The organism is Dethiobacter alkaliphilus AHT 1, from assembly GCF_000174415.1.
GTDB lineage: Bacteria > Bacillota > Dethiobacteria > Dethiobacterales > Dethiobacteraceae > Dethiobacter > Dethiobacter alkaliphilus.
This window is the reverse complement of record NZ_ACJM01000008.1, coordinates 90,028-104,779: the sequence shown is the minus strand read 5'-3', so window position 1 is coordinate 104,779 and position 14,752 is coordinate 90,028. Positions and strand designations below refer to the sequence as shown.

The window sequence follows — 14,752 nt, the reverse complement described above, 5'->3', positions numbered from 1 at the left end:
GATAACAGGCCTCCTACTAAAGGAGACCTGTTTTTCTATTGCCTAAAGGGCCTGTCCAATGCGCATCAGGGCTTCATCAATATCAGCTGCCGTCACATCACGGTGCGTTACAAACCGCACCCTGCCGGGGCCCATAGGCCCGGCAGCCACACCGGCTTCTAAAATGCGATCCAGAAATTCCTGCACCGATAATTCCTGTATTTCTGCCATCACCATATTAGTCTGCACTTTGGAGAGATCCACAGATAAACCTTCAATCTTTGCAAGGCCTTCAGCCAGCCGCACAGCATTTTCGTGATCGTCTGAGAGCTGTGCTATGTCATCCAGTGCCACCAGCCCTGCAGCAGCCAATACGCCCGCCTGGCGCATGCCGCCGCCCAGCAGTTTACGGTAACGGCGCGCCTGTTCAATAAACTCGTTTTTGCCGGCCAAAATTGAACCCACCGGCGCCCCAAGGCCTTTGGAGAGGCAAAACATCACAGAGTCCGCATAACCACTCAAATCCGTCACATCACATTGCAGCGCGGTAGCAGCATTGAAAATACGCGCACCGTCCAGGTGAACCTTCAGCTTGTATTCCCTGGCCAACCGGTACACCACCGCCATCTGCTCCAACGGCATCACAGAGCCTCCGCCACGGTTTAGCGTATTCTCCAGGCAAATCAGCCTGGTCTGCGGCAAATAACTAAGGGGAGGACGGATATGATCAATCAAGACGCCTAAGCCGTTTTCATTATGTAAGTCCGTCACAGGGTAGAGCTGCACCCCGGACAGAATGCCTGCTGCAGCCATTTCGTAATGAAACACATGGGCATCGGCATCGCAAATCACTTCCTGCCCCCGCTCACAATGAACCATCAGCGCCAACTGGTTTCCCATACTGCCGGTGGGGACAAAAAGAGCTGCCTCCTTACCCATCAACTCTGCTGACTTCTCTTCCAGGCGGTTTACCGTTGGGTCTTCACCATAAACATCATCGCCCACCTCGGCATCCATCATTGCCTGCCGCATAGCCTTAGTGGGTTTGGTTACTGTATCACTGCGCAAATCAATTATCTTCACCTTCATTGCCTCCAATAACTTCATTTATCTGAACACGCTCAGGGTGTGTGTAAACATTAAAACGCCTCCCCCGTGCAAAACCAATTAGCGTAACACCCAGAGTATCCGCCAACTCCACACTAAGCGTGGTAGGAGCCGCTCTTGACAAAAGAACAGGGATGCCCAGTTTAGCCGTTTTAATCAGGATTTCCGAGGAAATACGTCCGCTGGTCACTAAAACTTTATCTTCCAGGGACACGGAATTCTTTAAACATAAACCGATAATTTTATCCACCGCGTTATGGCGGCCGATATCTTCGCAGGTGTAAACCACACCGTCGGGATGACAAAGGGCTGCACTATGTATTCCGCCGGTAGCCTGAAATAAAACAGCATTTTCCTGCAGTTGCCGGACAAGCCCCAGAACCTGCTCATATGTAATGGAAAGCCCAGACTCCACCGGCTTATTTTTCAGGGCATCCAGTACACTAAAAAACACCGTTCCCTTGCCGCAGCCGGATGTAATAGTACGTTTCCCATAAAGCTTCTCCGTCAAACCGCCGTTTTTCGTTTCCACAAAAATAAACCCCCGCTCACCGTCAAAGCGAAGCGAAGTAATATCACCAAAATCTTTAACCAGCCCTTCTGAGCGCAAAAAACCCACCGCCAGCATATCCGCCATCTCCGGCGTATATAAAAGGGTAACAAACTCCTGCCCATTAAGGTAGATGGTCAGCGGCACCTCACGAATCACCACATCATCCATCTGGCGCACACCCTCAACATCAAACCGCCAAATGCGCCTCTCCTCCTGGGGGTCAGGTTTAATGTTATTAATCATTTACAATCCCTCCCGGGGGTCAGGTTTAATATTATTAATCATTTAACATCTCACACCATATAGCTTCAGCGATTTTTTTCGTCTCTGTGTCTTTGTTCATCCAGGCTTTTTGCGTGGTGACCGCCACATACTGCTCTGTCATTGAGAGAAATTCCGCCACTTCTTTGCCGGGAATACTAAAGTAATATCGCGCTAAAAAGATAAGCACGCGCCGGGCCATTACTATGTTCCGAGCCTTAGATGAAAATGTTATAAATCTGGGTTCAATATTGAAGTGCCAAGCAACCCACATTGCTAAATCATCTAAACTGCGCACTACAACTTCCTTATTCTTAGGTATCGCTATGCCACTTTCATCTTTTTCATAATAATCATCAATTTCAGGATCAAAATTCGAATCCGCCGACAACAGAGCCAGATATTCACTCATTGCTTTACTATAATCATTGTCAAAGTGACGTAGCAGTTTGGCTTTGTTGAGAATAAACGGCTTGTTATTAACTATCTCATAGTGGCTTGTCCACCGATACTGCCCCAGCACTTGTTCAAGATTAGCTTTCTTTGCATTTAAGTTAATATACGCAATCAGTTGTTTAAGATAGAACAGGTCTTTAACCAGAAACGCGGTATAACGCCCCTGATACACATGTCCTACAGAATTAGTTTTTTTGTTGTAGTACTGCGTATACCTCTGCTGAACCATCTTCATGAAATAACCCAGCTCATAATTACCGACCTGCGCTAACAAATGAGTATGATTAGGCAAAAGTGCGTACGACAGGACATCGATTTCAAAAGGAGCAAGATGATCCTTATATATCAGTAACTGTTTTTTGTAGTCCTGTTCATCGGAAAAAATTTTATTTTTGTTGTTACCGCGAGTAATTATATGATAGATTGCACCAGGATAGTGAATTCTCCTTCTTCTTGCCATCACCGATCCCATCCTTCGATCATATATTTGGTATTTCGCCATAATTCTGAAATTTCCTATAATATTTTGGGCATTTTCTAAGTTTTCTTTTGGTTTATTGTCAAATGATTAATAAGATTAAACCTGACCCCAAGTTAAAAGCGAGTGCCTGTGGCACTCGCTTTTGGTGTTGTTATTTATGATGCTTTTTCTACGCGAACAGCACAGACTTTTAATTCAGGTGTTTTTGCAACGTGGCAAACCTCAGGATTTGTCAGCAGGTTAGATGCTGTTTCTGAGAAGTGGAAGGTCATGAATACCACTCCAGGCTGAACACGGTCTGTGACATGAACTCTGGACTTTACAGTGCCACGTCGAGAGGTGACCGTTACAGAGTCATCTTCTCCCACTCCAAGGGCACTGGCATCTGCAGGGTTGATTTCCATCAGTTCCTCTTGATGGAACTGGTTTAACCCTTCTGTCTTACGTGTCATAGTACCGGTATGATACTGGTAGAGGCTGCGTCCTGTAGTGAGCAGGAATGGATATTCCTCATCTGCCTGTTCTGACGAAAGCCGATACTCCACCGGGCTAAACTTACCAAGGCCACGGCTGAATTTGCCGGCATGCAGATATTGTGTGCCAGGATGATCAGGAGCAGGGCAGGGCCACTGTACTCCGCCGTTTTCCAGGCGTTCGAAACTAATCCCGGCATAGCTGGGAGTTAACTGGGCAATTTCAGCAAATATCTGCTCGGCAGACTCATAATTCCAGTCAAAGCCGCACTTCTTCGCCAGCATTTGCATGATTTCCCAGTCGGGCTTGCTTTCGCCACGGGGCTTTAAAGCACGACGAACACGCTGGACACGGCGCTCTGTATTTACAAAAGTACCGTCTTTTTCAGCAAAGGTTGCGGCAGGCAACACCACGTCAGCTAACTCTGCAGTCTCTGTCAGGAAGATGTCCTGAACTACCAGGAAATCCATCTTCTCAAGACAATCACAAATGTGGCTGCCGTCGGGATCACTTAAGAGCGGGTTTTCACCCATAATATACATGGCGCGGATACGATCATCTGCTGCCGCATGGAACATTTCCGTCATAGTCATGCCGGGCTTATCAGGCAGGCTGACTCCCCATGCTTTTTCAAACTTAGCACGGACATTTTCATCGGCTACCGGCTGGTAACCGGTAATAACGGTAGGCAGAGCTCCCATATCACAGGCACCCTGCACATTGTTCTGACCACGCAGAGGATTTAATCCGGCATGGGGCTTGCCAAAGTTGCCGGTGGACATAACCAGGTTGGCCAGAGAAAGCACGTTATCTGTACCGCTGGTATGCTGGGTAATTCCCATGGTATAGAGAACTGAAGCGCTGTCAGCTTCTGCATAGATTCTGGCAGCCGCAACAATGTCATCAGCCGGCACACCTGTAATTTCAGAAGCGTATTCAGGAGTATATTTTTCAACTACTGCTTTCATTTCCTCAAAACCTTCGGTGCGGTTAGCGATAAACTCGCTGTCCACCAATTCTTCTTTGAGGATGACATGCAGCATGCCGTTAATGAGGGCAACATCAGTACCCGGCCTGAGGGGCATATAAATATCTGCCACATCAGCAAGACGGATCTCGCGGGGGTCGGCTACAATCAGCCTGGCGCCCTTTCTAACAGCTTTGCGAATTCTGTACCCGATAATCGGGTGGTTTTCGGTGGTGTTGGAACCGATAACGAAAATAGCGTTCGCATCTTCCACTTCACCAATAGTGTTTGTCATTGCGCCACTACCAAGTACGGTGGCCAGACCGGCCACGGTGGGGGCGTGTCAGAGTCGGGCGCAATGATCTAGATTATTTGTCCCCAGTGAGCGGATAAGCTTTGCAAAGGCATAGTTATCCTCTGTGGTGCAGCGGGCAGAGCTAATACCGCCCAATGCTTTTGGTCCAGACTCCTCGATAATTTCCTTAAACTTAGACGAAACCAGATCAAGTGCTTCGTCCCAGGATGCTTCCACAAACTCCCCGTCACGCTTAATAAGGGGTGTGGTCAGGCGGTCTTCATGATTAATAAAGTTATAGCCAAAACGACCCTTAACACAGAGCTGACCGCTGTTAACAGGGTTTTCCTTATCGCCCCGGACAGATACAACCCGGTCACCGCGGACACCCAGGTGAATGCCGCAGCCCACGCCGCAGTATCCACATACAGACTTAACTTCACGGTTAGGACGCTCGTCATCTTTACGCGCCAATGCACCGGTCGGGCAGCGCTCCATACATTCGCCGCAGGATTCGCAGGTTGACTCGGCCATCTGCTTGTTACCCATAGTAACTACAGCGGTATGCTCCCCACGGAAGCCAAAATCAAGAGCTGCCACACCGTTTATCTGCTCACAGGTACGAATACAGATTCCACATAAAATGCAGCGGGTACGGTCGAGATTAAAAAACGGGTTGCTTTCATCAATTGCTACTTCAGGAACAGAACGGCGCAGCATAGCCATCCTGTCAGGGGTAATCCCAACATAGTTAGCTACTTCCTGGAGCTTACAGTTGCTATCTTTTGCACAGGTCTGGCAGTCTTCATTATGCTTTGTCAGCATCAACTCCACAACCATACGCTGCACCTTGCGTGCACCCTCAACATCAGTCTGGACAACCATCCCATCTTTTACAGGAGCACGGCAGGCTGTTACCAGTTTGCCATTGGCTTCAACCATGCAAACCCGGCAGCCACCAAATGTGAATAAATCAGGATGGTGACAGAGGGTGGGGATATAAATGCCTGCTTTTTCTGCGGCTTCAAAAACCGTAGACCCCTCTTCTATACTAACCTCGATATCATCAATAAAGAGTGTAACCATGTTCTACCCTCCCTTAATTTGAGTTCTCAGTGCGACCGGTTGTAATTTGTATCGCAGCAAAGCGATCCGGGCACTCGGTGAAGCAAATACCGCACTTGTCACACTTTTCGGCATCAATGGCATGCGGTGTTTTCTTTGCTCCGGTTATGGCTTCCGACGGACAAGCCTTTAAGCAGCGTCCGCAAGCAGAGCACTTCTCCGCATCAATTGTATAGGTGATAAGCTCTTTACAGGCTTTGGCAGGGCACTCTTTGTTACGGATATGTGCCTCGTATTCTTCTCTGAAATAGCGAATCGTACTTAAGACAGGGTTGGGAGCGCTTTGACCAAGGCCACAGATAGAACCATCAATAATTGCCTCACCCATTTCCACCAGAAGGTCGATATCACCTTCCCGGCCTTTACCCTGACTGATATCATTTAAGATTGTGAGCATCTGCTCTGTACCTGCACGGCAGGGAGTACACTGACCACAGGATTCTTCCAGACTAAATTCCAGGAAATATCTGGCCACGTCAACCATACAGGTGGTATCATCCATAACAACCATTCCGCCGGAGCCCATCATAGAGCCGGCAGCCGTTAAGGAGTCAAAATCTACAGGCAGGTTAAGCATTTCCGGTGGCAGGCAACCGCCTGACGGGCCTCCGGTCTGAACAGCTTTGAAAGCACGCCCACCGGCAACGCCACCACCGATGTCATTAATAATTTTTTCTAATTGAATCCCCATGGGCACTTCAATCAGACCGCTCTTATTAATTTTACCGGTCAAAGCAAACACTGCGGTACCGGGACAGTTTTCAGTTCCGATACTTTTGAACCAGTCTGTACCACGGTGAATGATTTGCGCCACACAGGCAAAGGTTTTTACGTTGTTCAACAAAGTGGGCTTGCCCCAAAGCCCTTCTTCTGAAGTCCTTGGACGGGGAAGCGGCTTGGGCATGCCGCGCCTGCCTTCAATGGAAAGTACCAACGCAGTTGATTCACCGCAAACAAAGGCACCGGCGCCCTGGAAGATATCCAGTTCAAAATCAAATCCGCTGCCGAGAATATTTTTGCCCAGCAGGTTCCGTTCCTTGGCTTGTTCAATAGCAATTTTCAGCTGACGAATAGCTAAAGGATACTCGGCACGAACATAAAGAATACCTTTTGTTGCTCCGATGGCATAGCCGGCGATGGCCATCCCTTCAATAACAGAATGAGGGTCGCCCTCCAATACGGATCTGTCCATAAATGCGCCGGGGTCACCCTCGTCGGCATTACAAATCACATATTTTTGGTCCGCATCCACGCGCAGGCAGGATTCCCACTTGCGGCCTGCAGGGAACCCCCCGCCGCCGCGGCCGCGCAGGCCGGACTCTTTAACTTCATCAATGATTTCCTGTGGCGTCATTTCCAGAGCTTTGGCTAATCCCATATACCCATCCTGAGCCAGGTAATCAGTAATACTGTTGGGATCAATATGACCACAGTTGCGCATTACAACCCGGACCTGAAGGTCATCTTCAGGAGTATCATCAGAAACACAAATTGCCAAATCTTCTCTTGCATTTTCGTGAACAAGATAATCCTCAACCAGTTCTTTTGACAAATCGGGAGTAATATTAGCATAAGTGATCCGCGGGCGTCCCGGCTTAATAATATCTACCAGAACCTCTGAGTGACACATTCCCACACAGCCTACCTGACGGACAATTGCTTCAATATCTAATTCCTTTAGTTTATCGCCGATGGCATGCATCACATCTAAAGCACCGCTGGCACGCCCACAAGTGGCAGCACCAACCATGATAATCGGCTTATCAAAATTCTGTAACTTCTGCCAGTTAGAAATTGCCTCCTGGCGAAGCGGCTCAAGAGTCTTTCGCATAAATATCCAAAACCTCCTTTACACGCTTACTTTCAACGTGCCCGTAAACATCCTCGCCCACCATGACAACAGGAGCAATGGCACAGGCGCCAACACAGTTAACCCTCTCAAGGCTAAATGAGTAATCATCAGTTATGCAACCACAACCGATACCCATTTCCCTCTCAAAAGCTTCCATCAGGCGACCGGCACCTTTTACGTGGCAGGCCGTACCCAGACATACTTTAATAGCATGCTTCCCACGACGGCTAAAGTAAAACTGGCCAAAAAATGTTGCCACTCCGTATACCTGACTTTGAGGTATACGCATAAAACGGGCAATGGCACGCATTGCCTGTTCCGGTAGATAGCCATAAATGGCTTGGGTGTCCTGAAGAATCGGAATGAGTTCCTCTCTCTCTCCATTGTACTGTGAAAAAATCTCCTGAAACTTCATGTCTTCTTTTTCCATACCCACAGCTCCTCCCCAGACAGTTTTTTCCGTTTCCAATCAATCCAAAGTTTATAAAATTAAAAAATTTACACTATTCATAAGATTATTCGACTTGTCCTTTCTTTTTCCTTTTTTAAATTTAAAATTTTGCTTTAGGATAAATAACCAAAATATATGTAGAAAAAAAAAGAAATCTCCCCGGGAAAAGCTGTTTCCGGGAAGATCCTGGTTTACTCAAGCGAAAAAATCCTTCCTTAATTCTGGCCCTTCCTGCAGTCGATAACTCGTTTCTCAGTAATTATCAGATCCACAGTTCGATCCCAGGGAGAAACGGGAATCTGCTCCACCATCTGCAATTCATATGTTACGGCAACCAAAGGCACATCAGGGCGAAGATCCTGGAAAAAACGGTCATAGTAGCCGCCCCCATAGCCCAGTCTGTTACCCTGCTCGTCAAAAGCCACGCCGGGAACCACTACAAAATCAATCTCTTTAACATCAACCGGCCTTAATTTATCCGGCTTTGGTTCCGGGATATTCCACAATCCCGGTGTAAGATCATCCTCCACGTCAAAAACTTCCGAAAGAATCATTCGCCGCTCTTTATGAACCGTTTTCGGCACGATAACCCGTTTGCCCTCAGCAAGGGTCTTTGGAATCATATCCAGAGTTACAACCTCTTTGTTAAAATTGGCATAGTACATAATTGTCTTTGCCGCCTGATATTCAGGCAATGAAAAAAGTTTTTCGGCAATACTGTTGCTAAAGGAAATCACATCTTCTTCGGTCAACAGATCGCATTGACATAATACATCTTTACGTAATGTTTTTTTCTCTTCCATGTCACACCCCTATATCCGAATAAGTTCATATTCACGGCTTCCCATCCCCAGCTTTTCAGCGTGGCGCAGCTGCGCTTCATGGTCGGTCTCGGGATAAACGCCCTTAAACTTATCTTCCCCCGGAGCAAAGTTTTGCTCCAGTCGGGTATTCTGTAAGCCGGTCTGACCGTTAATTAAATCAATGGAAGCCTGATCAATGGCCACCGGGTCCGTGGAAGCCACGATTCCCACGTCATTAACAATATATGCATCACTCCACGCATTACAATCACAATCTGGTGTGACATTCATAATAAAATTGATAAATGCCACTTTGCCAAGTTTATCCTTGATGGCTCCCCAGGCATATTCGGCCATACGCTCCTGTACATCCACCGTCTCACTCTTCCACTGGATTTTAATGGCCCGGGTGGGACAAACCACGGTGCACTCACCGCAACCGATACACTTGTCATGATCAATTTCCGCCGTTTCTTCCATAATCAAGATGGCATCGGCGGGACACCATTTCAGACAGGTGCTGCACACCTTACACCCTTCACCCTTAACTTTGGGCTTAAGCGAGGAATGCATCATCTGCTTACCACCGCGGTTACCGCAGCCCATGCCCAAGTTTTTAATGGCACCGCCAAAACCAGTCAAAATATGGCCCTTGGTATGAGAAAGGGCAATCATCCCGTTGGCATTGGCAATATCACTGCCAATCTTAACAGAATCAAAATGGGTCCCATCAATGGGAACCTCCTGATAATTCTTACCGAATAATCCATCGGCAATAATGATGGGCGCCTGCACCGTAGCAAAGGAGAAGCCGTTTTCAATGGCAGTCTGAATGTGGTCCACACTGTTGGCCCTCTCACCCACGTACAAAGTGTTGGTATCGGTGAGAAAGGGCTTGCCGCCCGCCTCTTTGACCCGATCCACCACCTGACGGACCAAAACAGGGTTAATAAAGGCTGTGCCGCCTTTTTCCCCGAAGTGTAATTTCACAGCCGTCAGCTCATCTTCGGCAATCAGCTTGGCAAAGCCGGCAGCCTTAAACAGTTTGTTCACCTTCTGCGGCAGGCTTTCGTGCTTGGCACTGGCGCGCATGTCTGTAAAATAAACTTTACTGGACACAATAAAGCCCCCTTTTTAAACTCGTAAATAAAACAGTTGGCAGCAAAACATTAATAACATTAAACCTGACCCCTAGTAAGCGCGGGCGAAATAGACCAGCTTGTCGGATTCGGTTCCGCAGCGCAGGCATTTGCCCGGGGATGCTTCCAGGTTAAAGGGAATGCAGCGGATGGTGGCTTTGGTTTCTTCTTTTATGGCCTGTTCACATTCGCCATGCCCACACCAGCGGGAAATGACAAAGCCGCGCTTTTCCTCAATTATCTTTTTAAACTCTTCGTAGTCATCAGTACGGTACGTATTTTCCTCACGGAAATTTTTGGCCTTCTCAAACATATTGGCCTGGATTTCTCCCAAAAGAATCGGTACCCGGGCTTTTAAATCACCGATGGCCACCGTTTCCTTTTCACCGTTATCCCGGCGGGCAAGCACAGCCTGTCCCGCTTCCAGATCACGGGGCCCCACTTCAATGCGCAGCGGAACGCCCTTCATTTCCCATTCATTAAACTTCCACCCCGGTGAATATTCTTCCCGGTCGTCCATTTCTATGCGGATTCCCGCCTCTTTAATCTCTTCATAAATGGCCGCCGCTTTAGGCAGCACTTCTTCCCGCACCTTCTTTGGCGCAATGGGAACCAAAATAACCTGCGTGGGCGCCACTTTCGGCGGCAGCACCAGTCCGCGGTCATCACCGTGCACCATGATAATGGCTCCCACCAGGCGGGTGGATACACCCCAGGACGTCTGCCAGACATGTTTTAGTTCGCCGTCACTGTCCAGGTAGGTAATATCAAACACTTTGGCAAAATGGGTGCCCAGATTATGTGATGTGCCGGCCTGCAATGCCTTTCCGTCACTCATCAGCGCTTCAATGGAGTAGGTTTCCCGGGCACCGGCAAACTTTTCGTTTTCCGTTTTCTGCCCCTTCACCACCGGTACCGCCAAATCGTTTTCCACAAAGTCGCGGTACACTTCCAGCATTCTCAGGGTATGCTCTTCTGCTTCTTCTTCGCTGCGATGGGCGGTATGACCTTCCTGCCACAAGAATTCCGAGGTCCGCAAAAACGGCCGGGTCACCTTCTCCCAGCGCACCACGTTGCACCACTGGTTCATCAATACCGGCAAATCCCGATACGATTGAATCCAGCGGCTAAACATTTCACAGATAATGGTCTCGGAGGTGGGCCGCACCAAGAGTCGCTCCGACAGCTTTTCATTGCCGCCATGGGTAACCCAGGCCACCTCCGGAGCAAACCCTTCCACATGGTCTGCTTCCTTTTGCAATAGGCTCTCCGGGATAAACAGCGGAAAATAAGCATTCCTGTGGCCGGTGGCCTTAATACGCTCATCCAACCCCGCCTGCATATTCTCCCAAAGAGTAAAACCATAGGGCCGGATTACCATGCAGCCCTTTACAGGGGAGTAATCCATCATCTGCGCCTTTAAAATAACATCCAAATACCACTGGGAATAGTCCTCAGCTCGGGGAGTAATCTCTTTTACAAACTCTTTATCCTTTTTTCCCATTTATGTAATCCTCCTTTTGCGGAAAAACCTGCCACTGCCTTAATCTTTTAGGATTATACCATACCGCTTGCAACAGGGTCAATTTAAGAAGGGAGCGGCTGGCCGCTCCCTGTTTTTTCACCCTATTCCTGCTTAAACAAATCAGTGGTCAAATAGCGCTCGCCGGTGTCCGGTAGCACCACAACCACACGACGGCCCGGACCCAGCTTGCGTGCCACCTCCAGGGCGGCATGCACTGCAGCACCACAGGAGATACCCATAAGCAATCCTTCTTCCGATGCCAGGCGCCGGGCTGTTTCCATGGCCTGGTCATTGGTAACGGTGAGCACCTCGTCGATAACTCCTCTGTTTAACACCGAGGGGACAAAACCGGCTCCGATGCCCTGGATTTTATGGGGGCCGGGCTGCCCGCCGGAAAGCACGGGAGAATCGGCAGGCTCAACGGCAAATATTTTAATGCCGGGATTGACCTCCTTTAAGACTTCTCCTACACCGGTGACGGTCCCTCCTGTGCCTACTCCCGCCACAAAAGCATCAAGCTGCCCGCCGGTCTGCTCCAAAATTTCACGGGCCGTTGTCTGACGGTGAACCTCCGGGTTGGCGGGATTGGCAAACTGCTGAGGCACGAAGTATTCTGGATGGTCTTTTAATATTTCCTCCACTTTATCCAGCGTTCCTTTCATACCTTTGGCACCAGGCGTGAGGATAAACTCCGCACCGTAGGCACGCAGCAGGGTGCGCCGTTCCATAGACATGGTCTCCGGCATCACCAGAATCAGCCGGTAGCCACGGGCCGCCGCAATCATGGCCAACCCAATGCCGGTATTGCCGCTGGTGGGCTCCAAAATGGTGGCCCCGGGCTTTAGTACACCTTCTTTTTCCGCAGCCAAAACCATACTCATGGCGATACGGTCCTTTACACTTCCACCAGGATTAAAAGATTCAAGCTTACCTACCACTTCCGCCATTTCTGCATCCGCCAGCTTATTGAGACGAACCATGGGCGTGGCGCCAATAAGTTCAACTACATCCTGAGCTATTTTCATCTTTTCCCTCCCACTCCAATAGATTGGCAAACAATTTTTCACGGCAGACATTCAATATGTCGTCAAAACCTGTAAAAGGATAAAAATCGGTTCCCTGTTCCCGACAGTAATCCGCCAACACATCTTTGGCAAAAACCACATCAGCTAAGTTGCTGACACATTTATCCGAGTATCCGTCCCCTATGTAAATTATCTTCTTACCCTTTTTCTTGACGTTTTTGGCAAAATCCAGTTTACAATTACCGCACGCGCCGCATTGCCCGCTGCTATGGGGAAAATCGGCATGCAGGCTGCAGTCCACAACTTTTAGTTTATTGGCCAGGTAGGGGACATCCACTTTAAATTTCTCAAACATTAGGTCGATATAGAAGTCAAAGCCGTCACTGAGAACAGTCACGGCAATGTTTTTGGTGTGGCATAAATCCAGAAATGCGGGGAAATGAGGGTCCACATGAAAATGCTTGTCCACAAAACGGGTCAGCGTCTCTTTGGAAACACGGGTCAGGGCAAAAATCTCCAAGAGCGCCTCCCGGGAGCCCTTTTCTCCCCGCTGAAATGCATCTTCGATTTCATGCCAGCCCTCACCGGCAAAGGTCTGAATTATATTAAACCCTATATCTTCGTTGGTAATGGTACCGTCAAAATCACACAGCACCACCACGTCGCTTTGGTGCCGAAACATTTATTCCTCCCCGTTTTCTTCATCCATGACCCGGTCTGTTACCCGCTGGGAGAGCAAAACACGTACTCCCCAGGAAATGGCCACAAAGACCACTAAGATGACAACATATACCCTTATTGAATCCATACAGGCCCCCCTTACTGTTAATTATTCCTCCGGCACGCCATATGGTGTGGCCTGAAGCAGCTGTGCGGCACGTGCAGCCATCTCTTTGGGCACCTTTACCACCACTTCATACTCGGACAAATCTGCAGGGGAATTTACAGTTTCCCGGTCCAAAACCACAGGAATCTTAGAAGCTTCCAACATGCCTTTAATTATGCCGGCCTCATCTACGGTAGCCGCCTCAAATATAGAAACCCAGTTCTCAATGTCCTGATAAGTCATAAAAGCCGCCTCCTTCCACGAGATATCTTACCCTGATTATAACGTATTTAAGCAGGCGGGACAACAAATCAGGTCAAAATCTGGGAAATGAACAAAGTAGGATACTGCATCAGATCGATGTACAAACAACTCTCCTCCGGTTCCGCCAGCTCAACCACAGGCCTCAGCGGAAGGTCGGGATGAATCTTGACCACCCGGCCCTGTTTGCCGTTATTTAGCAGTACCTTTGTGTCCAGCGGATACAAGGCAATGTTTTTGAGAAACAGCTTAACCAACCGGGCATCGAGCTTGTCAACGGAACAATCTGCCATGAGGACCTCCACACTTTCATGGGGCAGCATGCGACCACGGTAGCATCGATCGGAGGTCAGGGCATCGTAAATATCCACAATGGCAATTATGCGGGCAAATAAACTTATTTCCCCGGCACGGAGCCCGTTTGGATAGCCGCTTCCGTCAAGGCGCTCATGGTGCTGCAGAGCAGCCTGTCTCACCCGTTCGTTTAGTTCCTTAAGTTTTTGCAGCTCATGGTAGCCATACTGTGGATGATTTTTTATCATCTCATACTCTTGTGCCGACAAGTCGCCCGGCTTTTGCAGGATCTTTACCGGGATTTTTGCTTTGCCCATATCGTGCAGCAAGCCTGCCAGACACAGGTCGTTTATTTCTCTGGGAGTTTTATTCAGGCAACGTCCAAAAGCCGCAGCATAAAGTGCGGCATTAATCATATGGGAAAAAGTATAGTCATCAATGATGCGGACTGAGGCCAGCTGCAGGAGAAGGGAGTCACTTTTAAGCATCTGCCCCACCAGCAGATCCACCGCTTCGTAGGCCAGTTTAATGTTAACCGGATTGCCGGCTTTCATATTTTCAAAAAGATGCTTGCCCACCATATAGGTATCCAGATATGCACGGCGCACACCTTCATCGGTGACTTGATTAAGGATTTGCAGATTCAAGCCGTCATTTCCGGACTCATCATTCATCACAAAGCGCACCCCTTGGGAGTAGAGCTTTCTTAACTGCTCCAAATGGGAATGCTGAATAATAGTGCCCTGTCTCAGCAGCACATTGTAAGAAAAGTCACAGCAGATAGATCCAGATAGTTTTTCGCCCACTTTAAGGCGCTCCATATCCATTATCATCATGATGATGCCCCCTGCCCAGGAGTTTATTGTTTACCCCTAAAT

Annotated in this window: 15 protein-coding genes; all 15 read right to left on the bottom strand. The window is 48.6% G+C overall.

Going from position 1 to position 14,752, the window contains the following annotated elements; genetic code table 11:
- Positions 1-42: 42 nt before the first annotated feature.
- Entirely contained in the window at positions 43-1,062 is a 1,020-nt protein-coding gene (gene ltaE, locus DEALDRAFT_RS08965; protein ID WP_008516763.1) for a low-specificity L-threonine aldolase, read from the bottom strand.
- Positions 1,049-1,882, bottom strand: a complete 834-nt coding sequence (fdhD, locus tag DEALDRAFT_RS08960) for a formate dehydrogenase accessory sulfurtransferase FdhD (RefSeq protein ID WP_008516762.1) — start codon at positions 1,880-1,882, stop codon at positions 1,049-1,051. Before fdhD ends, ltaE begins: the two co-directional genes overlap by 14 nt.
- Positions 1,883-1,916: 34 nt before the next feature.
- Positions 1,917-2,816 (bottom strand): transposase, encoded by a 900-nt coding sequence (locus DEALDRAFT_RS16040; RefSeq protein ID WP_050780800.1) that lies wholly within the window; start codon positions 2,814-2,816, stop codon positions 1,917-1,919.
- A 176-nt stretch (positions 2,817-2,992) separates the two neighbouring features.
- Positions 2,993-5,659 (bottom strand): formate dehydrogenase subunit alpha, encoded by a 2,667-nt coding sequence (fdhF, locus tag DEALDRAFT_RS16475; RefSeq protein ID WP_083798713.1) that lies wholly within the window; start codon positions 5,657-5,659, stop codon positions 2,993-2,995.
- Positions 5,660-5,672: 13 nt separating this feature from the next.
- The gene (locus tag DEALDRAFT_RS08940) at positions 5,673-7,529 is read right to left on the bottom strand and encodes an NADH-quinone oxidoreductase subunit NuoF (protein ID WP_008516758.1); all 1,857 of its coding nucleotides are present in this window, start codon (positions 7,527-7,529) and stop codon (positions 5,673-5,675) included.
- The gene (nuoE, locus tag DEALDRAFT_RS08935; protein ID WP_008516757.1) at positions 7,513-7,980 is read right to left on the bottom strand and encodes an NADH-quinone oxidoreductase subunit NuoE; all 468 of its coding nucleotides are present in this window, start codon (positions 7,978-7,980) and stop codon (positions 7,513-7,515) included. Before nuoE ends, DEALDRAFT_RS08940 begins: the two co-directional genes overlap by 17 nt.
- A 236-nt stretch (positions 7,981-8,216) precedes the next feature.
- The gene (locus DEALDRAFT_RS08930; protein WP_008516756.1) at positions 8,217-8,804 is read right to left on the bottom strand and encodes a 5-formyltetrahydrofolate cyclo-ligase; all 588 of its coding nucleotides are present in this window, start codon (positions 8,802-8,804) and stop codon (positions 8,217-8,219) included.
- Between the two features lie 9 nt (positions 8,805-8,813).
- Entirely contained in the window at positions 8,814-9,923 is a 1,110-nt protein-coding gene (locus tag DEALDRAFT_RS08925; RefSeq protein ID WP_008516755.1) for a DUF362 domain-containing protein, read from the bottom strand.
- Between the two features lie 72 nt (positions 9,924-9,995).
- Complete coding sequence (gene proS / locus DEALDRAFT_RS08920) at positions 9,996-11,447, bottom strand: proline--tRNA ligase (protein WP_008516754.1); 1,452 nt, start codon at positions 11,445-11,447, stop codon at positions 9,996-9,998.
- Positions 11,431-11,568: a hypothetical protein gene (locus tag DEALDRAFT_RS16895; protein WP_153246592.1), complete on the bottom strand. Its 138-nt coding sequence runs from the start codon at positions 11,566-11,568 to the stop codon at positions 11,431-11,433. Before DEALDRAFT_RS16895 ends, proS begins: the two co-directional genes overlap by 17 nt.
- 1 nt (position 11,569) lies before the next feature.
- Positions 11,570-12,493, bottom strand: coding sequence for a cysteine synthase A (gene cysK, locus DEALDRAFT_RS08915; protein WP_008516753.1), 924 nt, complete (start codon positions 12,491-12,493; stop codon positions 11,570-11,572).
- The gene (locus DEALDRAFT_RS08910) at positions 12,468-13,175 is read right to left on the bottom strand and encodes an MtnX-like HAD-IB family phosphatase (protein WP_008516751.1); all 708 of its coding nucleotides are present in this window, start codon (positions 13,173-13,175) and stop codon (positions 12,468-12,470) included. Before DEALDRAFT_RS08910 ends, cysK begins: the two co-directional genes overlap by 26 nt.
- Complete coding sequence (locus DEALDRAFT_RS17415; RefSeq protein WP_008516750.1) at positions 13,176-13,301, bottom strand: hypothetical protein; 126 nt, start codon at positions 13,299-13,301, stop codon at positions 13,176-13,178. It lies immediately after the preceding gene.
- 21 nt (positions 13,302-13,322) lie between these two features.
- On the bottom strand, positions 13,323-13,562 hold the full coding sequence (locus DEALDRAFT_RS08905; RefSeq protein WP_008516749.1) for a hypothetical protein: 240 nt from the start codon (positions 13,560-13,562) through the stop codon (positions 13,323-13,325).
- 68 nt (positions 13,563-13,630) lie between these two features.
- On the bottom strand, positions 13,631-14,710 hold the full coding sequence (locus DEALDRAFT_RS08900; protein WP_008516748.1) for an HD-GYP domain-containing protein: 1,080 nt from the start codon (positions 14,708-14,710) through the stop codon (positions 13,631-13,633).
- Positions 14,711-14,752 lie beyond the last annotated feature (42 nt).